The 23602-nt window shown below is 61.0% G+C and carries 20 protein-coding genes and 1 tRNA gene; 13 read left to right on the top strand and 8 right to left on the bottom strand.

What is annotated here, in order from left to right:
• Nucleotides 1-65: 65 nt before the first annotated feature.
• Nucleotides 66-1610 (top strand): trimethylamine methyltransferase family protein, encoded by a 1545-nt coding sequence (locus ACR0CU_RS06070; RefSeq protein ID WP_170446148.1) that lies wholly within the window; start codon nucleotides 66-68, stop codon nucleotides 1608-1610.
• 51 nt (nucleotides 1611-1661) lie between these two features.
• Here ACR0CU_RS06070 and ACR0CU_RS06075 read toward each other — a convergent pair whose 3' ends face one another.
• Both ACR0CU_RS06075 and ACR0CU_RS06080 read right to left on the bottom strand, forming a co-directional pair.
• Nucleotides 1662-1907, bottom strand: coding sequence for an EF-hand domain-containing protein (locus tag ACR0CU_RS06075; RefSeq protein WP_093962168.1), 246 nt, complete (start codon nucleotides 1905-1907; stop codon nucleotides 1662-1664).
• A gap of 536 nt (nucleotides 1908-2443) precedes the next feature.
• Nucleotides 2444-6070, bottom strand: coding sequence for a vitamin B12-dependent ribonucleotide reductase (locus tag ACR0CU_RS06080; protein ID WP_170446151.1), 3627 nt, complete (start codon nucleotides 6068-6070; stop codon nucleotides 2444-2446).
• A gap of 522 nt (nucleotides 6071-6592) precedes the next feature.
• Between ACR0CU_RS06080 and ACR0CU_RS06085 the strand changes: the two genes are divergently transcribed.
• Nucleotides 6593-7033, top strand: coding sequence for a hypothetical protein (locus tag ACR0CU_RS06085; protein WP_093962170.1), 441 nt, complete (start codon nucleotides 6593-6595; stop codon nucleotides 7031-7033).
• Between the two features lie 6 nt (nucleotides 7034-7039).
• Here the strand turns inward: ACR0CU_RS06085 and ACR0CU_RS06090 are convergent.
• The 4 genes from ACR0CU_RS06090 to pdxH all read right to left on the bottom strand — a co-directional run bounded on the left by ACR0CU_RS06090 (nucleotide 7040) and on the right by pdxH (nucleotide 8888).
• Nucleotides 7040-7116: transfer RNA gene (locus tag ACR0CU_RS06090), tRNA-Pro, on the bottom strand.
• Between the two features lie 43 nt (nucleotides 7117-7159).
• Nucleotides 7160-7621 (bottom strand): DUF192 domain-containing protein, encoded by a 462-nt coding sequence (locus ACR0CU_RS06095; RefSeq protein ID WP_170447068.1) that lies wholly within the window; start codon nucleotides 7619-7621, stop codon nucleotides 7160-7162.
• A gap of 12 nt (nucleotides 7622-7633) precedes the next feature.
• Complete coding sequence (locus ACR0CU_RS06100; protein ID WP_093962172.1) at nucleotides 7634-8161, bottom strand: cold-shock protein; 528 nt, start codon at nucleotides 8159-8161, stop codon at nucleotides 7634-7636.
• Between the two features lie 121 nt (nucleotides 8162-8282).
• Nucleotides 8283-8888 (bottom strand): pyridoxamine 5'-phosphate oxidase, encoded by a 606-nt coding sequence (gene pdxH / locus ACR0CU_RS06105; RefSeq protein ID WP_170446154.1) that lies wholly within the window; start codon nucleotides 8886-8888, stop codon nucleotides 8283-8285.
• Nucleotides 8889-9023: 135 nt separating this feature from the next.
• Here pdxH and fabI point away from each other — a divergent pair, with 135 nt between their 5' ends.
• The 5 genes from fabI to trpE all read left to right on the top strand — a co-directional run bounded on the left by fabI (nucleotide 9024) and on the right by trpE (nucleotide 15006).
• On the top strand, nucleotides 9024-9830 hold the full coding sequence (fabI, locus tag ACR0CU_RS06110; protein ID WP_170338454.1) for an enoyl-ACP reductase FabI: 807 nt from the start codon (nucleotides 9024-9026) through the stop codon (nucleotides 9828-9830).
• A gap of 4 nt (nucleotides 9831-9834) precedes the next feature.
• Nucleotides 9835-10344: a xanthine phosphoribosyltransferase gene (gpt, locus tag ACR0CU_RS06115; protein ID WP_149774418.1), complete on the top strand. Its 510-nt coding sequence runs from the start codon at nucleotides 9835-9837 to the stop codon at nucleotides 10342-10344.
• 40 nt (nucleotides 10345-10384) lie between these two features.
• Complete coding sequence (locus tag ACR0CU_RS06120) at nucleotides 10385-11560, top strand: aminotransferase (protein WP_170446159.1); 1176 nt, start codon at nucleotides 10385-10387, stop codon at nucleotides 11558-11560.
• A gap of 81 nt (nucleotides 11561-11641) precedes the next feature.
• A complete protein-coding gene (locus ACR0CU_RS06125; protein ID WP_170446162.1) occupies nucleotides 11642-13483 on the top strand; it encodes a peptidyl-prolyl cis-trans isomerase in 1842 nt (613 codons plus the stop codon).
• Between the two features lie 11 nt (nucleotides 13484-13494).
• Nucleotides 13495-15006, top strand: a complete 1512-nt coding sequence (trpE, locus tag ACR0CU_RS06130) for an anthranilate synthase component I (protein ID WP_170338978.1) — start codon at nucleotides 13495-13497, stop codon at nucleotides 15004-15006.
• A 46-nt stretch (nucleotides 15007-15052) separates the two neighbouring features.
• On the opposite strand, the gene ACR0CU_RS06135 is transcribed toward trpE, so the two are convergent.
• The gene (locus tag ACR0CU_RS06135) at nucleotides 15053-16516 is read right to left on the bottom strand and encodes a divergent polysaccharide deacetylase family protein (RefSeq protein WP_170359087.1); all 1464 of its coding nucleotides are present in this window, start codon (nucleotides 16514-16516) and stop codon (nucleotides 15053-15055) included.
• A 196-nt stretch (nucleotides 16517-16712) separates the two neighbouring features.
• On the opposite strand from ACR0CU_RS06135, the gene ACR0CU_RS06140 reads away from it, so the two are divergent.
• The 6 genes from ACR0CU_RS06140 (at nucleotide 16713) to lexA (ending at nucleotide 21540) form a co-directional block, all read left to right on the top strand.
• Nucleotides 16713-17294, top strand: a complete 582-nt coding sequence (locus ACR0CU_RS06140; RefSeq protein ID WP_480642647.1) for an anthranilate synthase component II — start codon at nucleotides 16713-16715, stop codon at nucleotides 17292-17294.
• Entirely contained in the window at nucleotides 17291-18310 is a 1020-nt protein-coding gene (gene trpD / locus ACR0CU_RS06145; RefSeq protein WP_170359083.1) for an anthranilate phosphoribosyltransferase, read from the top strand. The genes ACR0CU_RS06140 and trpD overlap by 4 nt, the downstream gene beginning before the upstream one ends.
• Nucleotides 18307-19119, top strand: a complete 813-nt coding sequence (gene trpC / locus ACR0CU_RS06150; RefSeq protein WP_170338971.1) for an indole-3-glycerol phosphate synthase TrpC — start codon at nucleotides 18307-18309, stop codon at nucleotides 19117-19119. The genes trpD and trpC overlap by 4 nt, the downstream gene beginning before the upstream one ends.
• A complete protein-coding gene (gene moaC / locus ACR0CU_RS06155; protein ID WP_170338969.1) occupies nucleotides 19119-19592 on the top strand; it encodes a cyclic pyranopterin monophosphate synthase MoaC in 474 nt (157 codons plus the stop codon). The genes trpC and moaC overlap by 1 nt, the downstream gene beginning before the upstream one ends.
• Complete coding sequence (locus ACR0CU_RS06160; protein WP_170446168.1) at nucleotides 19589-20761, top strand: molybdopterin molybdotransferase MoeA; 1173 nt, start codon at nucleotides 19589-19591, stop codon at nucleotides 20759-20761. The genes moaC and ACR0CU_RS06160 overlap by 4 nt, the downstream gene beginning before the upstream one ends.
• Nucleotides 20762-20841: 80 nt before the next feature.
• Entirely contained in the window at nucleotides 20842-21540 is a 699-nt protein-coding gene (gene lexA / locus ACR0CU_RS06165; protein ID WP_170446171.1) for a transcriptional repressor LexA, read from the top strand.
• On the opposite strand, the gene ACR0CU_RS06170 is transcribed toward lexA, so the two are convergent.
• On the bottom strand, nucleotides 21524-23566 hold the full coding sequence (locus tag ACR0CU_RS06170; protein WP_480642650.1) for a ComEC/Rec2 family competence protein: 2043 nt from the start codon (nucleotides 23564-23566) through the stop codon (nucleotides 21524-21526). The two genes, lexA and ACR0CU_RS06170, sit on opposite strands and share 17 nt — an antisense overlap.
• Nucleotides 23567-23602: the final 36 nt, after the last annotated feature.

The following is a 23602-nucleotide window of genomic DNA, read 5'->3' on the forward strand; positions in this document are numbered from 1 at the left end:
GAGGGCGGCCGTGACCTATTGAAGCTTCCCCCTTTTTACCTGACTTTCAATTTGGAATCCTCACCATGAACGACCAATCCCGCTCAACGTCCCGCAGTGGCGGCCGTGCCGCCCGTCGGGCCGCCCGTGCCGCGGCCCTGCCCGAACATCTGCGCCCCGTCCGCCCGGGGCTTGAGGGCGGCACCTACAAACCGCTCAGCCAGCAGGACATGGAGCGTATTCACTCCGCCGCGCTCGATGCGCTCGAAACCATCGGTCTGGCCGACGCACCACCCAGCGGGATCGATTACCTGGTCAATGCCGGCTGTACGCTGGGCGATGACGGACGCATCCGTTTTCCCCGGGCGCTGGTCGAGGACACGATCGCCCGCGCCAACCGGTCGGTGACGCTGTACAGCCGCGACGGCAAAACCGATCTCGAACTGTCCGGCGGACGCGTTCATTATGGAACCGCCGGTGCAGCCGTCAGCATGGTCGACGCCCAAGGCCGCAACTACCGCGACTCAACCGTGCAGGACTTGCACGATGCCGCGCGGATTTGCGAACAACTGGACAATATCCATTTCGTGCAGCGCCCCATGGTCTGCCGTGACATCACCGACAACCGCGAGATGGACCTGAACACGATTTATGCTTGTTGTTCTGGGACTTACAAGCATGTCGGAACATCCTTCACAGACCCCCGCTATGTAGCTCCGGCCATGGAAATGCTGCATATGATCGCTGGCGGCGAGGACAAATGGCGTGAACGGCCTTTCGTCTCGAACTCGAACTGCTTTGTCGTGCCGCCGATGAAATTCGCGACCGAGAGCTGCCAGGTGATGGAAGAATGCATCAAAGCGGGGATGCCGGTCCTGTTGCTATCCGCTGGAATGGCGGGCGCCACGGCCCCGTCAACGGTGGCCGGTGCGATTGTCCAGGCTACGGCGGAATGCCTGGCAGGTCTGGTTTATGTAAACGCCGTAAGCCCAGGCGCTCCGGCGGTTTTTGGCACTTGGCCCTTTGGTCTTGACCTCAGGACCGGTGCGATGAGCGTCGGGTCTGGCGAGCAGGCCCTGCTGACGGCAGGCTGCGCCCAGATGCACAAATTCTACGACCTGCCCGGCGGCGCGGCAGCCGGTGCTTCGGACTCCAAACTGCCCGACATGCAAGCCGGATGGGAGCAGATGTGTTCCAACGTCATGGCCGGGCTGTCCGGCCTGAACATGGTCTACGAAGCAGCCGGCATGCACGCTTCGCTGCTGGGTTTCTGCTTTGAAAGCCTGATCCTTGGTGACGATCTGATCGGTCAGGCCCTGCGATGCGTTCGTGGGATCGAGGTCACGGAGGACACGCTGGCGCTGGACCAGATCGCGTCGGTCTGTCTCGGTGGCCCGGGTCACTACCTGGGAACCGACGCAACACTCAGCCGGATGCAGGCCGACTATGTCTATCCAGCGCTTGGCGACCGGACCTCGCCCAAGGAATGGGCCGAGCTGGGCAAGCCGGACTTGGTCGAAAAGGCCACCGCGCGAAAAGAAGAGATCCTTGGCGCTCCGTCTCCGGCGCGTTTCGATCCGGCGCTGGATGCGGAACTCAGAAGCAAGTTCAACATTCACTTGCCTGCATAACCAATTGAAAAGCAGCCCAGATCGCTCTGGGCTGCCTCGTACTTCAAGCTGTTAACCGTTGCTGGGCGGCAGCAGACCGGCTTCTTGCGCGGCTGCGATTTCGGCCTCATCCAGAGCGCCATCACCATTCGCGTCCAAAAGCGAGAACGCATCGGCATCCATGTCGGGCACAACGGCCTGAACCTCTTCGATGGTCAGAACGCCGTCGCCATTTGCGTCTGCCGAGCTCTGGGCGAATGCAAGCGCAGGGAACCCGAGGGCAACTGCGGCCAGAACGGCCAGTTTCTGAGAGTTCATTGTCAGTCTCCTGATAGGGGGTTTGTGGTAGTCTGTCCGGACAGGCACACAAAACACCTGCTCAGCCGCACTGTCATCGGCCGCAAAGATTTTCCAGCAATTCGCGCCAATCCCTGCCCGTTTGGGCCATTTGGAGTCGCAAGCTTTCGCTGTGCCAAGCCGCCCGCTGGCGCATCGGCACAACTTCCCTCATCCGTACCCCCGTTCCCGGCAATCTGCCGCTCAGCCCGACCGAGTCGAAAAAAGAAAGGGGGCCGAAGCCCCCTGTCAGTTTTGCTGTCCAGGCTCAATTCGTTGACCGCCCGGTGTTTTTTTGCCTGCGGCCTGGACTGCACATGGGACGAGCGCACCCGCCCCGTGAGAGAGTGGGAAGGACCGATATTCCGCCCCACCCTGTTCCCGGCCAGCACGGGCATGCCGGCCGAGTGGACCAGGGCGACCTAGGGTAAGTCTCAACGCCCTGATCCGTATTCGTCGGGACCGGAAGTCCGGGGGGAAATCCAGGTCCCTACACCCCGCTTGGCGGGGCGTTTGCCTTAGCTACACCCGCTGGTTGCCCCGCAGGTGTTGCATTTCATGCAGGTGCCGTTGCGCACCAGCGTGTAGTTTCCGCATTCGCCACAAGGATCACCCTCGTATCCCTGCATTTTGGCTTTGGTCCGGGCATCCATCCCGGTGGCCGTTTCGGTGACGACGGTGGTTTCGCTTTTTGTTTCAAAAGTCACGGCCGCTTCGGACAGCCCGGTCGCTTCGGCGGCACCGTTGAACATCATCAGGTCCTGCGGCAAACGCTTGCGCAAATAGCCGGTCGAACTGATTTGTTTCAGCACCTCCAAGGATTTCGAAGCCGCGCTGTCGCTGATCTCCGAGACGTTCGATACACCCTCTTCTTCACCACGACCCAGGTCGTCGAATGTTGCGCCCTCGGGCTTCACATGCGCCAGGTCGGTGCGATCGAGGTACGACACGGCCAGTTCGCGGAAGATGTAGTCAAGGATCGACGTCGCGTTTTTGATCGAGTCGTTGCCCTGAACCATCCCGGCCGGTTCGAACTTGGTGAAGGTGAAGGCATCGACAAACTCTTCCAGCGGCACGCCATATTGCAGACCGACCGAGACGGCGATGGCGAAGTTGTTCATCATCGCACGGAAGCCAGCGCCTTCCTTGTGCATGTCGATGAAGATCTCGCCCAGCTGCCCATCTTCGAATTCGCCGGTGCGCAGATAAACCTTGTGCCCTCCCACGATCGCTTTCTGGGTATACCCCTTGCGACGATGCGGCAGCTTTTCGCGGTGGCTGCGGATGATCTCTTTGACCACCACCTTTTCGACGACCTTCTCGGCCAGCGTCACGGCCTTTTCCTGGATCGAGCCGCTTTCGAGGATTTCAGCCGCTTCGTCGTCATCCTCGACCAGCGCCGCTGCCAGCGGCTGGCTGAGCTTGGACCCGTCGCGATACAGCGCGTTGGCCTTGACGCCCAGGCTCCAGGACAGCTCGTAGGCCTTCTGGCAATCTTCGATCGTGGCGTCATTGGGCATGTTGATCGTCTTGCTGATCGCGCCCGAGATGAAGCTTTGCGCCGCAGCCATCATGGTGATGTGGCTGTCAACACCCAGGAACCGCTTGCCCTTCTTTCCACACGGGTTGGCGCAGTCGAAGATCGAGTAGTGCTCGGGCTTCAGATGCGGGGCCCCTTCCAGGGTCATGGTGCCGCAGACATGGTCGTTGGCCGCGTCGATATCCGCCTTGCTGAAGCCCAGATGGCGCAGCATGTCAAAGGTCGGATCATTCAGCTTGCTGGCCGGAATGCCCAGAACACCGGTGCAGAAATCCTCGCCAAGCGTCCACTGGTTGAAGACAAACCGGATGTCGAACGCGCTTTCCAGCGCGGCGTCGATCTTGGCCAGCTCGTTCGGGCCGAACCCGTGACCGGTCAGCGAGGTGTGGTTGATCCCCGGCGCGTTGCCGATGGTGCCATGCCCGACTGCGTAGGACACGATCTCCTCGATCTGGGCCGAGGAATAGCCAAGCTTTTCCAGCGCCGACGGCACCGAGCGGTTGATGATCTTGAAGTAGCCGCCCCCGGCCAGTTTCTTGAACTTGACCAGCGCAAAGTCGGGCTCGATGCCGGTGGTGTCGCAGTCCATCACCAGTCCGATCGTGCCGGTCGGCGCGATCACCGTGGCCTGCGCGTTGCGGTAGCCGTTCTTCTCGCCCAGGCTCAACGCTTCATCCCAGGCGCTCATGGCCAGATCGATCAGGCGTTTGTCCGGACAGTTGGCGTGATCCAGCGGCACCGGCTTGACCGACAGCTTCTCATAGCCCTCGGTCACACCCTGGGCAGCGCGACGGTGGTTGCGGATGACACGCAGCATGTGCTCGGCATTGCGCTTGTAGCCAGCGAACGGCCCCAGCTCTCCGGCGATCTCGGCCGAGGTGGCGTAGGCAACGCCGGTCATGATTGCGGTCAGTGCGCCACAGATCGCCCGACCCTCGTCCGAGTCGTAGCCATAACCCATGTTCATCAGCAGCCCGCCGATGTTGGCATATCCCAGACCCAGCGTACGGAAGTCATAAGACAACTGCGCGATCTCTTTCGACGGGAACTGCGCCATCGTCACCGAGATTTCCAGCGTCAGCGTCCAAAGACGGGCCGCGTGCATGTAGTCGGCCGCCTGGAACTCGCCATCCTTCAGGAAGGTCAGCAGGTTCATCGACGCCAGGTTGCAGGCCGTGTCATCCAGGAACATGTATTCCGAGCACGGGTTCGAGCCGCGAATCTCGCCGTCTTCGGGGCAAGTGTGCCATTCGTTGACCGTGTCGTGGAATTGAATGCCCGGATCGGCGCAAGCCCAGGCCGCGTGGCCGACTTTTTCCCACAGATCGCGTGCTTTGACCGTGCGGGCAACCTTGCCGTCGGTACGATTGATCAGCTCCCAATCGGCATCTTTCTCGACCGCCTTCAGGAAGGCATTGGTCACACGGATCGAGTTGTTCGAGTTCTGCCCCGAGACCGAGCTGTAGGCCTCAGAGTCCCAATCGGTATCATAGGTCGGGAACTCGATGCTGTCGTGGCCCTGCTTGGCGTAATCCAGCACGCGCTTGATGTAAGTCTCGGGTATCGCGACCTTTTTCGCCTCGCGGATCGCCGTTTTCAGCGCGTCATTCTTCTTGGGATCATAGGCATCCGCTTGCGCGCCGTCCCAGGCGCGGATGGCCTCGAAAATGCCGTTCAGCATCTTCTCGTGCATCTTCGATCCGGCAACGATCGAGGCCACCTTCTGCTCTTCGATCACCTTCCATTCGATGAATTGCTCGATGTCAGGGTGATCTGCATCGACGATCACCATCTTTGCTGCCCGACGGGTTGTCCCGCCTGATTTGATCGCGCCAGCGGCGCGGTCGCCGATCTTGAGAAAGCCCATGAGGCCCGAGGACTTGCCGCCACCCGACAGCGCTTCGCCTTCCGCGCGCAGATGGCTGAAGTTGGTCCCGGTACCCGAGCCGTATTTGAACAGGCGCGCCTCGCGCACCCACAGATCCATGATGCCGCCTTCGTTCACCAGGTCATCGTCGACCGACTGGATGAAGCACGCATGCGGCTGCGGATGTTCATAGGCCGATTTCGACTTGGTCAGTTTGCCGGTCTTGTAGTCCACATAGTGGTGACCTTGGGCCGGGCCGTCGATCCCATAGGCCCAGTGCAGACCGGTGTTGAACCATTGCGGGCTGTTCGGCGCGGCACGCTGTGTCGCCAGCATATAGCGCATCTCGTCGAAATAGGCGCGCGCGTCCTCCTCGGTCGAGAAGTAACCGCCCTTCCAGCCCCAATAGGCCCAGGCACCCGCGAGGCGGTCAAACACCTGCTTCGAAGACGTTTCGCCGCCAAATTCGGCATCGTCGGCCGGAACCGAGCGCCACAGAAACTCGGGCACGTCCTTCTCACGGACTTTTTTCAGTTTGCTGGGAACGCCGGCCTTGCGGAAATACTTCTGAGCGATCACGTCGCTGGCGACCTGGCTCCACCGAGAGGGGACCTCGATGTTATCAAGGCGGAACACGATCGTTCCATCCGGATTGCGGATCTCGGACGTGACGGACACGAAGTCCAATTCTGCGTATGCGTCCTGCCCTGCCTTGGTAAATGTTCTTTCAATCTTCATGTCCGCCGCCCTAGATCAATCAGCCCAAATTCGGTTGTCCGGCACCAATTCCGTTTTCTGGCGGGGTGCCGCCCGCCTTGACCGCCGATCAGGGACGCAGAGGACCGGGCGCTGCCTTTGGCAGCGCAAACCCGTTTGCACGGTTGCACGTCAGTTTGGAGTGCTTTCCGACCCTCGCCCTATGCCAATTCCGGCTATTCCTACCAGATTTAGTGGCAACTCACTCGGCCCATACAATCTGGCGTATCTACCCATAGTTGGTCAACGGCATTTTTTGGCTTCTAACCAAAACTTTTCTGTTGACCGCAAAACCGCAGGATGGGCCAAGGCACAACGCGCCGATTCCTCCACAACGCTGTCCACAAAACCGTGCAGATCGGTCAAATCGGATTTTCTTTTTTCCCGGCCCGGTTACGAGAAAATGGTCACCTGCCCGCCCGTGCCCCATACTGTGAGGAGAATCACCAATCTTCGTGGCAGCGCAACGCGACGCATCACGACACACAAATGACGGAGTGCGCCGTGAAAACCTCGATTATCCGTTTGTTTCCGGTCCTTACCTTGCTGGCCGCTTGTGCGACGCCCGAGCCGGAACAATCTTCACGCAGCGCTCAGTTCGCCGAATACCCCGATCAGTTATTCAGCACGTTCGAGATCAGCTGCGAAGGTCCGGAGGAACGGTTCACACGCCCCGAGCGCAGCAGTTTCGAGTGCCGTTCCTCTCTGCCTCCGGAAACCACCGCGTTCTTGATCCTCAACTATGACGGTTACCCGCAGGACTTGCCCAAAGGGGTGCGCCGCATGTCTTCGACCCGCAATCAGGCCGGTTACCGGGTCGATGCCGAGTTGTTTTTCCTGGTCCCCCAGAAGGACGGAGCGACGATCAAGGTTCCCGTCGAAAGCTCGGTTCTGGATGATGAATTGACACGGCTCTACCGGTATTTCGGTGGAACTCCGTTGTAAGGAAAGTGGTCGGGGCGGCGAGATTCGAACTCACGACCCCCTGTACCCAAAACAGGTGCGCTACCAGACTGCGCCACGCCCCGGACCGTGCGCCTTCCTAACGGCGTCATTCGGATTTGAAAAGCCCTAACAGGGCCAGATTGCAGGGCCTTGCGAAAAAATTTCGTGGCGCATGACCGTACCTGGTGCGATCGAGTAACGCGCGGCAAGCCCCGCATTCACCTCAAGAACCGCAAAGACCGAATCGCCGCCCTCGATTGGGGTCAGATCCCCCGGTACGGCATCGGAATGAACACGGGTCACCATACCAGTGCGATCCAGAAAGATCATGTCCAGCGGGATCAAGGTGTTCTTCATCCAGAATGCGACCGGCTGGGGCGGATCGAACACGAACAGCATCCCTTCGCCCTGAGGCATGCTTTCGCGGAACATCAAACCCTTTGCCCGCTCCTGCGGAGAAACGGCCAATTCGACCAGAAACCGGACCTGTGCCTTGTCATTGCGAAGGTCCACCCGGTCAGACCGGCATTCGGCAAAGGCGCCTTGTGACAGAAAAATACTCAGAAGAAGACTTGCCAGAATCCGCATCACGCGCAGTGCTCAGTCATTGAGCGCGGATTCCCACGCAAGCACTTGTGCGGCCATGCGGCCCCGCTTGCCGTCGATGACCCGCATCGCCAGCGCCTCGCCCGGCTGGAGATCCGCCAACCCGGACCGGCGCAGAACTTCGATATGCAAAAACACGTCCTCGCTGCGGCCAAAGACATTGGCAAAGCCGAAACCCTTGCTCTTGTCGAACCACTTGACGCGCGCGGCCTCGAGAGGCGCATGCGCGATCTCATTGGGATCCATTTCGGCGAAATCCGCCAGCATCACCGAGTCGGCCCGCTCGGGCGGATCAATGCTCACGACCTCAACCGCTTGAACCCCACGATCGGTGCGGTGAGTCATGATCTCAATGCCCGCGCCATCCGCGACCGAGCTTTGCCCGAAGTTCCTCAGAACGTTCACGTGCAGCAGGATATCAGGACCGCCATCGTCGGACACGACAAAGCCATACCCCTTTGCGGGGTCAAACCATTTTACGTGTCCACGAACGCGGTACATGCTGTTCAGGTCTTCTGGCACGGTGTTCCCATCACGAGATTCAAAGGGTCGTTAGGGGTCTGATGTGTATGGAAACGTCGGGCAAATTCAAGCTGAAAAAATTCAGACATTTCCGGGTGTTGCATTTCACGATACGCGAACGTCATGGATTCAACCTCTGTACGTTCCACTTTTGCTCGGACGGGTCGCGCCGCCAGCGGAACCTGTCGTGCAGCCGAAAGGCACCATCCGCCCAAAACTCGATTTCAACTGGCGTCAGCCTGTAGCCACCCCAGAATTCGGGCCGCGGCGGGTTGGATCCCAACTTTGCCGTCACCTTTGCAACTTCGGCCATCAAAGCAGCCCGGCTGCTCAGAGGTTCCGACTGTCGCGATGCCCAGGCACCCAGCCGGCTTTTCAGCGAGCGTGACGCATAATATTCGTCGGACAAGGGACCGTCTTCTTTGGTGATTGTACCACGAACCCGGATCTGACGCCGCAGTGATTTCCAGTGCATCACAAAGGCGGCTTTGCCGGCCGCATCCAGCTCTTGGGCCTTGGCACTGTGATAGTTGGTATAGAAAACGAAGGAGTCCGCCTCGATATCCTTCAGCAACACCATCCGTGCGTTCGGCATACCATCGGGGTCCACGGTCGCCAGGGCAATCGCGTTCGGATCGTTCGGTTCCGTCTTTTCGGCCTCGGCCAACCAACGGGCCGCGATCACGAACGGATCGTCACCGGCAAAGATGCCGTTTCGCTCACTCATGTCCATCCCCTGGAACGAATTGAACATGACCCTACGGCGAGAACCCGCCCCGGGCAAGAGTGCATGGCCTTGATGCAGCGCAATCAATGGCATAAACCAACGCAACACATCGCGACGACAGGCGGAGAACCGAACATGTCAAATCAGTTGATGGCCGGCAAGCGCGGCCTCATCATGGGACTGGCCAATGACAAATCAATCGCATGGGGAATCGCCCGCGCCTTGTCCGAAGCCGGAGCCGAACTGGCTTTCTCTTATCAGGGGGATGCACTGAAAAAACGGGTCGACCCGTTGGCGGCCCAACTGGGGAGCGAAATCGTCCTGCCGTGTGACGTCAGCAACGAAGAGTCGATCGATGAACTGTTCGCAGCGCTGAAAGAGAAATGGGGCAAGCTGGATTTCGTCGTCCACGCCATTGGTTTCTCCGACAAGAATGAGCTTCGCGGCCGCTATGTCGACACGTCGCGCGCGAATTTCAAGCTGACGATGGACGTGTCGGTCTACTCTTTCACCGCGGTGATGCAACGCGCCGAGAAGCTGATGACCGACGGCGGCAGCGCCATTACCCTGACCTATTATGGTGCTGAGCAGGTCATGCCGCATTACAATGTCATGGGTGTGGCCAAGGCCGCGCTCGAGGCGTCGGTGAAATACCTGGCCGAGGACTTGGGCAAGGACAACATCCGCATCAACGCGATCTCCGCCGGGCCGATCAAGACTCTGGCCGCCAGCGGCATCGGCGACTTCCGCTACATCATGAAGTGGAACGAGTACAACTCTCCCTTGCGCCGCAACGTGACCATCGATGACGTGGGCAAATCGGCCCTTTATCTTCTGTCCGACCTCAGCAGCGGCGTGACCGGTGAAAACCTGCACGTTGACTCGGGTTATCACATCGTCGGCATGAAAGCCGTCGACGCGCCGGATGTGGAAAAGGGATAAGACCATGAGCGCAAAGGACCGCCTGCCACACGAAAAAGGCTTTCATATCAGCTGGGACCAGATTCACCGCGACTCGCGCGCGCTGGCCTGGCGGCTGGACGGTCAGGGACCGGATGAGGGCGCATGGCGCGCCGTCGTCGCGATCACGCGTGGCGGCATGGCACCTGCGATGATCGTCAGCCGAGAGCTGGACATCCGCACCGTAGATACGATCAGCGTCAAATCCTATCACCATCAGGAACGTGGCGAGGCAGAGGTGCTCAAGGCCCCCGATGCCGATCTGATGGGGGATGGTGAGGGCGTGCTGATCATCGATGATCTGGTCGACAGCGGCAAGACGCTGGAACTGGTGCGCAAGATGTACCCCAAGGCCCATTTCGCCACGGTCTATGCCAAGCCCAAGGGCCGCCCGATGGTCGATACCTTCATCACCGAGGTCAGCCAAGACACCTGGATCTTCTTCCCTTGGGATATGGCCCTGCAATATGTCGAGCCCTATCGCGGCACCGACTGATCCCACTTATCCACCACAAATCAGCAAGACCGGACACCCGATGACATTGACCCGCACCGCCGCCACCTTCGCCCCTCCGGTGATGGAGGCGCGGCGTTGGCTCGAAGGGGTCACGTTCTCGGATGACCGCCCGCTGATCAATGTCAGCCAGGCGGCGCCGGTCGATCCGCCGCCTTTGGCGCTGCGGCAGGCGATGGCCGATTTCGCGATCAATCAGGACGCCGCACATCTCTACGGCCCGGTACTGGGCAACCCCGATCTGCGCGCGGAGCTCGCGCGTGAGATCGGCGATCACTACGCTGCCGAGGTTCGGCCGGAGCAGACAGCCATTACCTCGGGCTGCAATCAGGCCTTTGCCTCGGTCATCTCGGCGATCACGGATCAAGGGGATGAGGTCATCCTGCCAACGCCCTGGTATTTCAACCATAAAATGTGGTTGGACATGGCCGGTGTGCGGGCGGTTGATCTGCCGACCGAGTCGGACCTCCTGCCCGATCCGGAACAGGCGCGCGCGCTGATCACCGAGCGCACGCGCGCGATCGCGTTGGTCACACCCAACAATCCGGGTGGGGTTGAATACCCGGCGGATCTGGTCCGTGCCTTCTATGACCTGGCGCAACAGCATGGCCTGCGCCTTCTGGTCGATGAAACCTATCGTGACTTCGACAGCCGCAGCGGCCCGCCACACGCGCTGTTCCAGCAGCCCGACTGGGACCGGACGCTGGTGCATCTCTATTCCTTCTCGAAGGCCTACCGCCTGACCGGCCACCGCGTGGGCGCGATCGCCACAGGTGCGCCGCTGCTGTCCGAGGTCGAGAAATTCCTCGACACCGTCGCCATCTGCCCAGCCCAGATGGGCCAGTTCGCGGCGCTGTGGGGGATGCAAAACCTGTCTCAATGGCTGACCGGGGAACGCGCCGAGATTCTGGATCGCCGCGCCGCAATCACCGAGAACATGCCCCGCCTGACCGACAAGGGTTGGCGGCTGCTGGGTCTGGGGGCTTATTTCGCCTATCTCGAACATCCGTTCGACATGCCGTCGGACGAACTGGCGCGCAGATTGGTCGCCGAGGCCGGTATTCTGCTGTTGCCGGGCACCATGTTCATGCCCGACCACGACCCCGCCGGGAAACGCCAGGTGCGCATTGCTTTCGCCAATCTGGACCGTGCTGGAATCGGGTTATTGTTCGACCGCTTGAAGGCCCTGTCCTTCTGAGCTTGCCCCCCGGCATCCCGCGTCGTATTCAGGGCCGCAACAGTCACGGCAGAACCCTGCCGCAAGATCCAAGAGGGCACTATGGCCGCAGGCATTAACAAACTCTCCAAAACCTTCGTCTGGATTCTAATGGGCATGCTGATGCTGGGTCTTGCCGGTTTTGGCGCCGTCAACCTCAGCGGAACGGTTCGCACAGTCGCCCAGGTCGGGGATGAGGACGTTTCGGTCGATGCCTATGTCCGCGAGCTGCAGCGCGAAATCCGCGCGGTCGAGGCGCAGACCGGTCAACCGATGCAGATGTCACAGGCCCGGGAACTGGGGTTGGATCAGCGGGCCTTGGGGCGTCTGGTTTCGCTGGCAGCCCTGAACAATGAGGTCGCACAGCTGGGTGTTTCGATCGGTGATGCCAACCTGCAGAAGGAAATCGTCGGCATTCAGGCCTTTCAGGGCCCTGACGGATCTTTTGACCGCGAAGCCTACCGCTTCCAGCTGGAACAGATCGGCATGACCGAAACCGAGTTCGAGGAAGACCTGCGAAAGGAAACAGCGCGGACAATCGTCCAAGGCGCGATGATGGACGGTGTTGAAATGCCCGCGATCATGACCAAAGCCCTCGCCGACTATGTTCTGGCTCGCCGTAGCTTTACCGTAGCGACTCTGTCGCCGGACGCTCTGACGACCCCGATCCCCGAGCCGACGGACGCCGAGATCCAAGCGTATTACGACGCGAATACCGATCGGTTCACCCTGCCGCGCACCAAAAAGATCACCTACGCCGTTCTGTCGCCGGAGATGCTGCAGGATACGGTCGAAATCGACGAAGACGCGCTCAAGCGTCTGTATGAACAACGCAAGGACCAGTATCAGCAACCCGAACGTCGTCTGGTTGAGCGGCTGGTCTACCCCTCGGAAGAAGAGGCGACCGCGGCGATGGCGCAGCTGGAAGTCGGCGGGGCGGATTTTGAGCAGCTGGTACGCGAACGCGAACTTGAACTGAGCAGTGTCGATCTGGGTGATGTGACCCGCGAAGATCTGGGCGAGGCCGCGGATGCCGTTTTTACCGCAGAGATTGATCAGGTCGTGGGTCCCCTGCCCTCGGTCTTTGGTCCGGCCCTGTTCCGGGTCAACGGATCGCTGGCCGAACAGAACGTGAGCTTTGAGGACGCCGAACCGGAACTGCGTGCAGAGCTGGCCGGCGAACGCGCCCGGCGCCTCATCGAGAGCCAGGCCGAAGACATCAACGACATGCTGGCCGGCGGCGCCACGCTGGAAGAGTTGGCCAACGAAACCGAAATGGAGCTTGGCAAGATTGACTGGACCCGTCAAAGCGACGACGGCATCGCCGCGTATGACGGCTTCCGCCAGGCTGCACAGGCCGTCCGCGAAGATGACTTCCCTGAAATCGGATTCCTCGAGGATGGTTCGATCTTTGCCCTGCGACTGGATGAGGTTCTGCCGCCGCGCCCCGAGCCGCTGGAGTCCGCACGCGACCGCGTCGCCGCCGCATGGGTACAGGAACAGACAGCCAAGGCGCTTGAGGAACAGGCCAACGGCATCGTGACTCAATTGGCCGTCGACGGTGATTTCACGGCGACCGGGCTGCCATTCCGTGTCGAAAACGCGCTGACCCGCACCGCGTTTCTGGATAACGTTCCGGCCGATTTCATGACCCAGATCTTTGAGATGGAGCCCAATGAACTGCGCGTGATCGCCGGACCGGATGCGGCATTCATCGTGCGGCTGGACGAGGTTCTTCCGCCTGCGGAATCCGACGAACAGCGCCTGATGCAAGAGGCCGCTGCCGCTCAGCTGAACCAGGCACTGGCCCAAAACATCTTCGACATCTATGTGCGCGACGCTCAGACACGCGCGCGGCCGACCCTGGACCAACGCGCGCTGAACGCGGTTCAGGCCAACTTCTGACCGGAACGAAAATGGCTCTGACACCCGATTTCGACAGCTTTGCCCGCGCCTATGAGGCCGGACAGAACCAAGTCGTTTATACCCGTCTGGCCGCGGATCTGGACACGCCGGTTTCGCTGATGCTCAAGCTGACGGGCGCTCAGAAGGACGCCTTCGTCCTTGAATCGGTGACCGGAGGCGAAGTTCGCGGGCGGTATTCGATCATCGGGATGAAGCCGGATCTGATCTGGCGCTGTCGGGGCGAAACTTCGGAATTGAACCGTTCGGCGCGGTTTGATGCGGATGCGTTCGACGCGCAAGATGGCAACCCGATGGACAACCTGCGTGCGCTGCTCGCCGAAAGCCGCATCGACTTGCCCGATGACCTGCCCCAGGCAGCCGCCGGCCTGTTCGGTTATCTGGGATACGACATGGTGCGCCTTGTCGAACACCTGCCGGATGTGAACCCCGATCCTTTGGGGCTGCCGGATGCGATACTGCTGCGTCCGTCGGTGGTTGCGGTCCTGGACGGCGTGAAAGGCGAAGTCACCATTGTGTCTCCGGCCTGGGCCAGCGACGGGCAGTCAGCCAAGGCCGCCTACGCACAGGCGGCCGAGCGTGTGATGGACGCGGTGCGCGACCTGGAACGCGCAATGCCCTCGGAGTCTCGAGATCTGGGCGAAGCACACGAGATCGCGCCGCCGGTATCCAACTTCACCAAGTCGGGCTACATGGAAGCCGTGGAAAAGGCCAAGGAGTACATCCGGGCTGGTGACATATTCCAGGTGGTTCCGGCACAACGCTGGACGCAGGATTTCCCGCTGCCGCCCTTTGCACTGTATCGTTCCTTGCGCCGCACAAATCCGTCGCCGTTCATGTTCTATTTCAACTTCGGTGGCTTCCAGGTGATCGGCGCCAGCCCCGAGATACTTGTGCGCGTGTTCGGCAACGAAGTGACCATCCGGCCGATCGCCGGAACACGTCCCCGTGGTGCCACGCCCGAAGAGGACAAGGCCAACGAGCTGGATTTGCTGGCCGACAAAAAGGAACTGGCCGAGCACCTCATGCTGCTGGACCTGGGCCGCAACGACACAGGACGCGTGTCCAAAATCGGCACCGTCCGCCCGACCGAGGAATTCATCATCGAGCGCTATAGCCACGTGATGCATATCGTGTCGAACGTTGTGGGCGAGTTGGCCGACGACAAGGATGCCCTGGACGCCTTCTTTGCCGGGATGCCGGCGGGCACGGTGTCAGGCGCACCGAAGGTCCGGGCGATGCAGATCATCGACGAGTTGGAACCCGAAAAGCGCGGTGTCTACGGCGGCGGTGTCGGCTATTTCAGCGCCGGTGGCGACATGGACATGTGCATTGCGCTGCGTACGGCCATCGTGAAGGACCAGAAACTGTATATCCAGGCCGGTGGTGGTGTCGTCTATGACAGCGACCCCGAGGCCGAATACATGGAAACCGTGCACAAATCGAATGCCATCAGGCGAGCCGCGGCGGATGCGGCGCGGTTCACCGGATCCGGGAATTCATAAAAAAAGGCGGCCAATCTGGCCGCCTTTTCTTCTTTTTCTGCATTGATTACTGGATCTGGCTTTTCATCACCGCCGAGATCGGGGCCAGGGCAACTCGGTTGCCGCGATCCTCAAGCCCCCAGAGCAACAACGCCGAAATTGTCTCGGGCCGCAATCGGCCCAGCATCACAACTGCGCCTTCCTGCCCGGCACGAAAAGCGGCCTGGTCCAGGAACCGGCGCATGACCGTTGGATCCTGACGCGCACCGTCGATGTCGCGGAACACCACACTGGATGGAATGCCATTCCGCGCGGCCAGCTTTTGGACGGTGTTCAACCCGTTGTCCTGCACGACCAGCCCACGGCCCGTTCCTGCCGCGATGGCAGCCACCTGATCGGCCAACTTGCGGTTGCCCTGTATCCCGGTGTTCACGCCCTCGAGCAGGCCAACGGTTTCAGGCAAGGTTTCAAGCCAGACCGCCAGCGAAACTTCGGCATCCTGCGCGCTGGCCGCCTTTGGCAGGTCGGTCAAGGCAAGAACTTCGAACCCAGCCTCGCGATAGCGCTTCATCTTCTCCGCCGCTTGCGGATCCGAAGGGCTGACCGCAAAGCTCAGCGGATACGGAAAATCCTTCAGCGCCTCAGCCCCGAACGCACCTTCGTCATCGATCAGGATGATCGACATCAGCGGTTTGGCATCCGGGTTGTCAAAGGCGGCGGCATAAGCATCGATCGGCTTACCGGGCATGCCCTCACCCTCTGCCGGCTGATCGGCCGGGGCATCATCGCGTTCGGTCAGCGGGATCACGCGTTTGCCGGCAATCGAAGATGAGGCCGTTGCCTGTTCGCCGCCGATCTGGGGCAAGGCCGCGATCCGGGCCCGTTTGCGGGGCTGCGTGTCTTCGTCCCCCTCGACCGCGATCGGGCTGTCGCCGGTTCCGGTCGGTTGATCCGGCTCAGGTGTCGACGGCAGCGCGGCTGTTTCCGGCGCCGGGGTCGCCTCGGGTTCCGCATTTGCCGCAGTCTCTGGTTCGGCGGTCTCTGGCTCGACGGTCGTGACCTCTTGCGCCGGGGGCTGTGGTGCGGCCGGCGGTGTCGCGTCCACGGTAACGGGCTGGACCTCCTCGTCCGGACTGGAGGGAACCGGTCCGGGCGCCGGGGGCGCGGCTGGCGCGTCGGTCGTCACATCGACCGACGCGGCGTCTCCCGCACCCGGGTCGTTCAGGCCTGCCACGGTGTCACCGACCTGCGGACGATCATCCGGCTCGGCCTGAATGCCATCCAGTCCAGTGGCCCCATCCGCCGTATCGTCCAGCGCCTCCAACGCTCGTGGTGCGATTTCGACAAGATCGGAATCCGGACCAGCGCCCTGCACTTCCGTATCCGCCTTGGGCAGATCGGCTTCCACCGCGGCTGGCGCCGCTGTCTGAATATCCGGTTTGCTGCCAAGTGGCGTGTTCAGGGAAAGCACTGCGCCCAGAACCAACACAACGACCGCGCCGGCGATCATTCCACCGATAAATCCGCCCATCTGTTCTTGCCTCTCGTCTTTCATCCTGCCTCGGCAGCCCGTGCACCGTCTCTGCGGCACTCACCCGTCCGGTCGCCTTGTTGGGGTTGTCCCCTTGACGCTGCCGCACAAGCCTGAGCATGTATGTCCCGACACTATACCGTGGCGCGGGGCTGTATCGCCAGTCCGAATTGCCCAAACACAAGACAAGTGCCAAATGCTGCTGCTGATCGACAACTACGACTCGTTTACCTACAACCTTGTCCACTATTTGGGCGAATTGGGCGCGGAAATGGTCGTGCGCCGCAATGATGCGCTGGAAGTGCAGGAAGCGATGGCCATGAACCCTGCCGGCATCTTGCTGAGTCCCGGCCCTTGTGATCCGGACCAGGCCGGGATCTGCCTCGCCCTGACCGAGGCAGCTGCGGAAACGCGCACGCCTTTGATGGGTGTTTGTCTGGGTCACCAGACCATTGGTCAGGCCTTTGGCGGCAAGGTCGTGCGGTGCCACGAAATCGTGCACGGCAAAATGGGAACCATGCATCACACTGGCAAGGGCCTGTTCGCCGGCCTGCCGTCACCGTTTGAGGCGACCCGCTACCACTCACTGGTCGTCGATCGGGATTCCCTGCCCGATTGCCTCGAAATCACGGCAGAGTTGGAAGACGGCACCATCATGGGCCTGCAACACAAAGAGCTGCCGATCCACGGTGTTCAATTCCACCCGGAGTCGATCGCCTCGGAACACGGCCACGCTCTGCTGAAGAATTTCCTGAACGAAATGAAAGTCCCCGCATGAGTGACGCGCTGAAACCGCTGATCGGAGCTGCGGCCGATCGCGCCCTGACCCGTGCCGAAGCCGAACAGGCCTTTGAGATCCTGTTTGAGGGCCGCGCCACGCCCAGCCAGATCGGCGGTCTGTTGATGGCCATGCGGACGCGCGGCGAAACGGTAGAGGAATATGCCGCCGCTGCCGCCGTGATGCGCGCGAAATGCAACGCGGTCAAAGCGCCATCTGGCGCGATCGACATCGTTGGAACCGGCGGTGACGGGAAAGGCACGCTCAATATCTCGACCGCAACGGCTTTTGTCGTGGCTGGCGCGGGCGTGACCGTGGCCAAGCACGGCAACCGGAACCTCAGCTCGAAATCCGGGGCCGCCGACGCATTGGGACAGATGGGAATAAACGTGATGGTCGGGCCGCAAGTCGTTGAAAAGGCTTTGCAGACCGTCGGCATCGGGTTCATGATGGCGCCCATGCATCACCCGGCCATCGCCCATGTCATGCCCACCCGGCAAGAGCTTGGTACCCGAACCATCTTCAACATCCTTGGCCCCCTGACCAACCCCGCCGGTGTCAAGCGGCAGCTGACCGGAGCCTTCAGCCGTGACCTGATCCGACCGATGGCCGAGACTCTTGGCTTGCTTGGGGCCGAGCACGCCTGGCTGGTACATGGCTCGGACGGGACCGACGAGTTGACGATTACTGGCATCAGTTGGGTCGCGTCGCTTGAGGACGGGCGCGTGAAAGAGGTCGAACTGCATCCCGAAGATGCGGGCCTGCCGGTTCATCCGTTTGAAGATATTCTGGGCGGGACACCCGAGGAAAACGCCGTCGCGTTCCGCGCATTGCTGGATGGCGCGCCGTCGGCCTATCGGGATGCGGTCCTGCTGAACGCGGCTGCGGCCCTTGTGGTCGCCGAAGCTGCACCGGACCTGAAGCAAGGCGTCGAAATGGCCGCCGAAAGCATCGACAGCGGCAAGGCGAAAGACAAGATTGCTGCTCTGGCACAACTCACACAGGAAGCCGCATGACCGAAACCGTTCTGGACAAGATCAAGGCCTACAAGCTGGAAGAAGTCGCCGCCGACAAAGCCCAAGTTCCCCTGGACGAGGTCGAGCAACAAGCCCGCGAAGCGTCTGAAACGCGCGGCTTTGTGGATGCTCTGCGCACGGCAAGTCGCCGCGGTTATGGCCTGATCGCCGAAATCAAGAAAGCAAGCCCGTCCAAGGGGTTGATCCGTGAGGATTTCGATCCGCCCGCACTGGCAAAAGCCTATGAAGAAGGTGGCGCCGCCTGCCTCTCGGTTTTGACCGACACACCCAGCTTTCAGGGTGCCAAGGAGTTCCTGACCGCCGCCCGGGCTGCATGCTCGCTGCCGGCACTGCGCAAGGACTTCATGTATGATCCCTATCAAGTGGTCGAAGCGCGGGCACTGGGTGCCGACTGTATCCTGATCATCATGGCATCAGTCGACGATCAGCAAGCCGCCGAACTGGAACAGACCGCGTTTGACTGGGACATGGATGTCCTGATCGAGGTACATGACGAGGCCGAGCTTGAGCGCGCGGCCGATCTCAAAAGCCCTCTCATTGGAATAAACAACCGCAATCTCAAGACGTTCGAGACCTCGCTTGATACCACTCGCCGCTTGTCCAAGCTGGTTCCCGCTGACCGCATGATCGTGTGCGAAAGCGGGCTGAATACCCCGGAAGACCTTGCGGATATCGCCCGCTATGGTGCCCGGTGTTTCCTGATCGGAGAAAGCCTCATGCGGCAGCAGGACGTCGCCGCCGCGACCCGTCACATCCTGTCGAACCCGCTGGTGCCGGGGGTCATGTGATGCCCTTGACGCATTTTGACAGCGACGGCCAGGCCCATATGGTCGATGTATCGGACAAGGACACGACAAACCGCGTCGCCGTTGCCGCGGGTTACGTGAAAATGGCGCAACAAACCTTTGAAATTATTTCCGAAGGCCGCGCGAAGAAGGGCGATGTTCTGGGGGTTGCCCGGTTGGCCGGGATCATGGGGGCAAAGAAGACACCGGACCTGATTCCGCTGTGCCATCCCTTGCCTGTCACCAAGGTGTCGGTTGACCTGACATTGGACCCGGACCTGCCTGGCGTGCAGATCGAAGCGACGGTCAAGACCACTGGACAGACTGGCGTCGAGATGGAGGCCCTGACAGCCGTGTCTACCGCAGCACTGACCGTCTATGACATGGCCAAAGCCGTTGACAAGGCAATGGAAATCGGCGGCATCCGCGTTCTGCTGAAAGATGGCGGTAAATCAGGTCGTTACGAGGCGAAATGATAACGGTTGAAGAAGCCCGACAGTTGCTGTTCGGCTTGGTAGCCCCCATGCCTGAAGAGCAGATTGCGCTTGCTGACGCGGCCGGTCGAGTGCTGATACGGGATGTCAAAGCCGAGCGGGACCAACCCCCGTTTGCCGCTTCCTCAATGGATGGATATGCGCTGAAATCGGCCGAGGTTGAACGTCACGCAATGTTCAAGGTCATCGGTGAGGCGGCCGCTGGCCAGCGTTTCACCGGTACAGTTGGCCCGGGCCAGGCGGTTCGGATCTTCACCGGGGCTCCGGTCCCCGAGGGGGCAGATTTCGTCGTCATCCAGGAAAACACCGACCTGCGCGGCGATCTGTTGACGATCACGGAAGAACCCGGCCAAAAAACCAACATCCGACCGGCAGGCGTGGACTTTACCATCGGCGATGTAGTTAGTGCGCCGCGAGTTCTCTCGCCCGAAGATCTTGCGTTGCTGGCGGCGATGAATGTTCCAACCGTCTCCGTGGCCACCAAACCTCAGATCGCGCTGATCGCCACGGGAAACGAGCTGGTCATGCCGGGCGAAACTCCGGGACCTGACCAGGTCATTGCCTCGAACTCGTTTGGCATCAAAGCGTTGCTCGAGAAAGCTGGCGCACATGTTCGCATGTTGCCAGTGGCACAGGACACCCTGTCATCGCTGGAAACCGCGTTTGGCTTGGCCGAAGGCTCCGATCTGGTCGTGACAATTGGCGGAGCGTCGGTGGGCGACTACGACCTTGTGGCCGAAGCATCGCAACGGCTGGGGCTCGAACAATCCTTCTACAAGGTCCTGATGCGCCCCGGCAAACCACTGATGGCGGGGCGGCTGGGTGATGCGGCGATGATCGGGTTGCCCGGCAACCCAGTCAGCGCGATGGTTTGCGGATATCTCTTCCTGGTCCCCTTGGTCAAAAAGATGCTGGGCATCCAGACTGTTGATCCGATTCTCCATCAGGCCATCCTGTCGGAGGCCCTGCCACCGAACGGCCCGCGCGAGCATTACATGCGCGCTCGATTGGAGAGCAATGGGATACGCGCATTCGAGGATCAGGACAGTTCGCTGCTCAGCGTTCTGGCGCGGTCGAACGCCTTGCTGATGCGCCCTCCAAACGATCCTGCGCGGGCTGCGGGGGAAACGGTGTCCTACCTGCCGATTTAGGTTCAGCCGGCAAATCCATTGACACAAAACGTGAACATGCGTAGAACAAAAGAAAACGCATGGGCAACGAGGTGTGAGCGATGCTGACCAAGAAGCAATTGGATTTGCTGGAATTCATCCACAAACGCGTTCAGGCGGACGGTGTTCCACCAAGCTTTGACGAAATGAAAACGGCGTTGGACCTGAGATCCAAATCCGGCATCCATCGGTTGATTACCGCACTGGAGGAGCGTGGGTTCATCCGGCGTCTCGCCCACAGGGCGCGCGCGATCGAGATCGTGAAACTGCCCGAAAGTCTTGGAGGCGAGCCGACCGCCGGCTTCACGCCCCGCGTGATCGAAGGTGACAAGCCCAGCGTGCCCCGCCCCGCCAATGTCGAGCCTGTCTCGGTGGACGCTCTCGAACTTCCGGTGATGGGCAGAATTGCCGCCGGTGTTCCGATCGAGGCGATCAGCCACATTTCCCATCATGTTGCAATACCGGGCACGATGGTATCGGGCCGCGGCGAACACTATGCCCTTGAGGTGCGCGGAGACTCCATGATCGACGCCGGTATCAATGACGGGGACGTGGTCGTGATCCGCGAAACATCGTCGGCAGACAATGGCGACATTGTTGTGGCCTTGGTCGAAGACCAGGAAGCAACCCTCAAAAGGTTCTTCCGGCGCGGCCAAGCGATCGCGCTCGAGGCCGCCAACCCCGCTTACGAAACGCGGGTATTGCCCGAGGACAAGGTTAAGGTTCAAGGGCGTCTGGTCGGACTTATTCGGACTTACTGAAGCCGTCGGGCCGAGCTTGTGACCAAAGGCGCGGCCCCGTCGCATCAGCGCTGCTGAACAGCTTTCCTTGGCGGATCGCAAGGCTCCCGGTCTTTCGCAGTCGGTCAGGATCAAAAACGGCGCAGTCACCAGTCAGTTTGATCGGCACGGCAGAGACCACGAGTTCGCCCCGTCGGCAAACGGTGACCTGCTGCGCCGCGCGCTTGCCCGTGATGTGGATCAGCTGGAAATCCTCTAAAGGATATCGCTGAACTAGATCTGGGGTCGATGGCCACCGGCCTGCAGCCTCCGGCTGGGTTGCTCCGTCTCCATCGTTTTCAAGCCAGACCGAAGCGACGAACCCAGCGCCTTTTTCCTTGCTCAACGCGCGGCCCTTCTCGGTCATCACCCCAACCAAACCACCTGAATCGGCGATCAACACCTCGGGACGCTGGCCTTGTCCCCAGAATACTGCGGCGAACGCCATCGGAAAAACTCCGACCCAGCGGCTGCGTCCCTGCCACAAAATGACCCACAGCGCACCCAAGGAAAACAGCGGCAGGACAAAACCGGGCGAGCTGGTAACGAAGCCGCGCGCACCATCCAGGCCGGACACCCAGTCCGAGACGGCCAGGATCCACGCCAGCCCGATACCCATCACATGGATCGCCACGGCCTCGAGCCCGAAAGGCGCGAGGATCGCTGCCAGAACTGCCGAGGGAACCACGACGGATCCCATAACCGGCACGGACAGGGTGTTGGCCAGCAAGCCGTAGTGCGACACCATGTTGAAATGTGCCGCACCAATTGGGGCCGTCGCCAAACCAGCGACCGCCGAGGAGCACAGAAGCCCACCCACCGGGCGCAACCATTTGGGCACTCTTGGAACCTCGACGTCGCGAAGGGCACCGAAAACCGCGACCAGTGCTGTCGTGGCGGCAAAGGACATCTGAAAACCGGGGCTGAGCAATGATTCAGGGCGAAGAAACAGCACCAACAGCGCGGCAACCGCGACGGCCCGCAACGATATGGCACGCCGATCGATCAAAACCGCCCCAAACAGAACCGATACCATCACAAAGGCGCGCTCGGTCGCGACATTGCCCCCAGAAAGCAACAGATAGAGCGTTGCAGCGATCAGCGCGCAGACCGCGGCAATCTTGCGAACCGGCCACCGCAACGCCAGCGCGGGCAAGCCCGCAAGCAGTACCCGGCAAGTCACAAAAACGAACCCCGTCAACAACCCCATATGCAGGCCTGAGATTGCAAGCAGATGGGCAAGGTTCGACGCACGCAAATTGTCCAAAGCGGCGGCGCTGATGCCGCTGCGATCCCCGGTCGAAACAGCCGCGGCAAAGCCGCCGACATCACCTGGCAGCAATTCTCTCACTCTGTCGGAAATGGCCATGCGCACGGCAGCGACACGCACCCCGGCCTCAAAGCGGGCCGGAGCAGCGGTGACCACCGGCGTGCGCGCGTATCCGACTGCGCCCAAGCGCTGAAACCAGGCGTGTCTGCGAAAATCAAAGCCGCCAGGCTCGACGGGGCCTTGCGGCGGTGACAGATGGGCCGTCGTCATAACGCGTTGCCCTGGCACAATCGGTACATGGTCGCCGTGCAACGAAAGTCGGATGCGCCGCGGGGCTTGGTCCGGTGGCACGTCCCCGATCCGTACCTGGTCCAGCGTAACCCGCAGCGCATCCGAAGCAGAGCGATCCAACGCCACGACCCTCCCCTCAACCGGGCCGTAATAGCGCCATTTCAAAACCGGCTCTGCAACCATGTGAGCGCGAGCACCCGCCAAGATGAACCCGACGGCGACCAGCGCCCCCCCTATTGCCAACGGAGCCCAGGCAGACGACATCCGGCGGCTGGCCCAAATGGCAAGCAGGGCCAACCCGGACAGGCCCGAATAAATCCGCGCATCCGGCTCGAACCGGATTGCGAAATACAGGCCTATGCCGATGGCCAGACAAACCGGAGACCAAGGCAAAAGGTGCCCTCGCTGGTTTAGCAACGCACCTTCGACCCACGCCACAACACGCATGGTTGCCCCCGTCCTTGAGGCTCGTTAGACAGGCTC

The sequence above is a fragment of the Ruegeria sp. BC2 genome (assembly GCF_056539245.1).

Coding starts and splice junctions, on each gene's coding strand:
- ACR0CU_RS06125 (WP_170446162.1), top strand. CDS start 11,642: ATGGCCGCAGGCATTAACAAACTCTCCAAAACCTTCGTCTGGATTCTA.
- ACR0CU_RS06070 (WP_170446148.1), top strand. CDS start 66: ATGAACGACCAATCCCGCTCAACGTCCCGCAGTGGCGGCCGTGCCGCC.
- trpE (WP_170338978.1), top strand. CDS start 13,495: ATGGCTCTGACACCCGATTTCGACAGCTTTGCCCGCGCCTATGAGGCC.
- ACR0CU_RS06075 (WP_093962168.1), bottom strand. CDS start 1,907: ATGAACTCTCAGAAACTGGCCGTTCTGGCCGCAGTTGCCCTCGGGTTC.
- ACR0CU_RS06095 (WP_170447068.1), bottom strand. CDS start 7,621: ATGCGGATTCTGGCAAGTCTTCTTCTGAGTATTTTTCTGTCACAAGGC.
- pdxH (WP_170446154.1), bottom strand. CDS start 8,888: ATGAGTGAGCGAAACGGCATCTTTGCCGGTGACGATCCGTTCGTGATC.
- trpC (WP_170338971.1), top strand. CDS start 18,307: ATGACCGAAACCGTTCTGGACAAGATCAAGGCCTACAAGCTGGAAGAA.
- ACR0CU_RS06080 (WP_170446151.1), bottom strand. CDS start 6,070: ATGAAGATTGAAAGAACATTTACCAAGGCAGGGCAGGACGCATACGCA.
- gpt (WP_149774418.1), top strand. CDS start 9,835: ATGAGCGCAAAGGACCGCCTGCCACACGAAAAAGGCTTTCATATCAGC.
- ACR0CU_RS06120 (WP_170446159.1), top strand. CDS start 10,385: ATGACATTGACCCGCACCGCCGCCACCTTCGCCCCTCCGGTGATGGAG.
- ACR0CU_RS06160 (WP_170446168.1), top strand. CDS start 19,589: ATGATAACGGTTGAAGAAGCCCGACAGTTGCTGTTCGGCTTGGTAGCC.
- moaC (WP_170338969.1), top strand. CDS start 19,119: ATGCCCTTGACGCATTTTGACAGCGACGGCCAGGCCCATATGGTCGAT.
- fabI (WP_170338454.1), top strand. CDS start 9,024: ATGTCAAATCAGTTGATGGCCGGCAAGCGCGGCCTCATCATGGGACTG.
- ACR0CU_RS06140 (WP_480642647.1), top strand. CDS start 16,713: ATGCTGCTGCTGATCGACAACTACGACTCGTTTACCTACAACCTTGTC.
- trpD (WP_170359083.1), top strand. CDS start 17,291: ATGAGTGACGCGCTGAAACCGCTGATCGGAGCTGCGGCCGATCGCGCC.
- ACR0CU_RS06135 (WP_170359087.1), bottom strand. CDS start 16,516: ATGGGCGGATTTATCGGTGGAATGATCGCCGGCGCGGTCGTTGTGTTG.
- ACR0CU_RS06170 (WP_480642650.1), bottom strand. CDS start 23,566: ATGCGTGTTGTGGCGTGGGTCGAAGGTGCGTTGCTAAACCAGCGAGGG.
- lexA (WP_170446171.1), top strand. CDS start 20,842: ATGCTGACCAAGAAGCAATTGGATTTGCTGGAATTCATCCACAAACGC.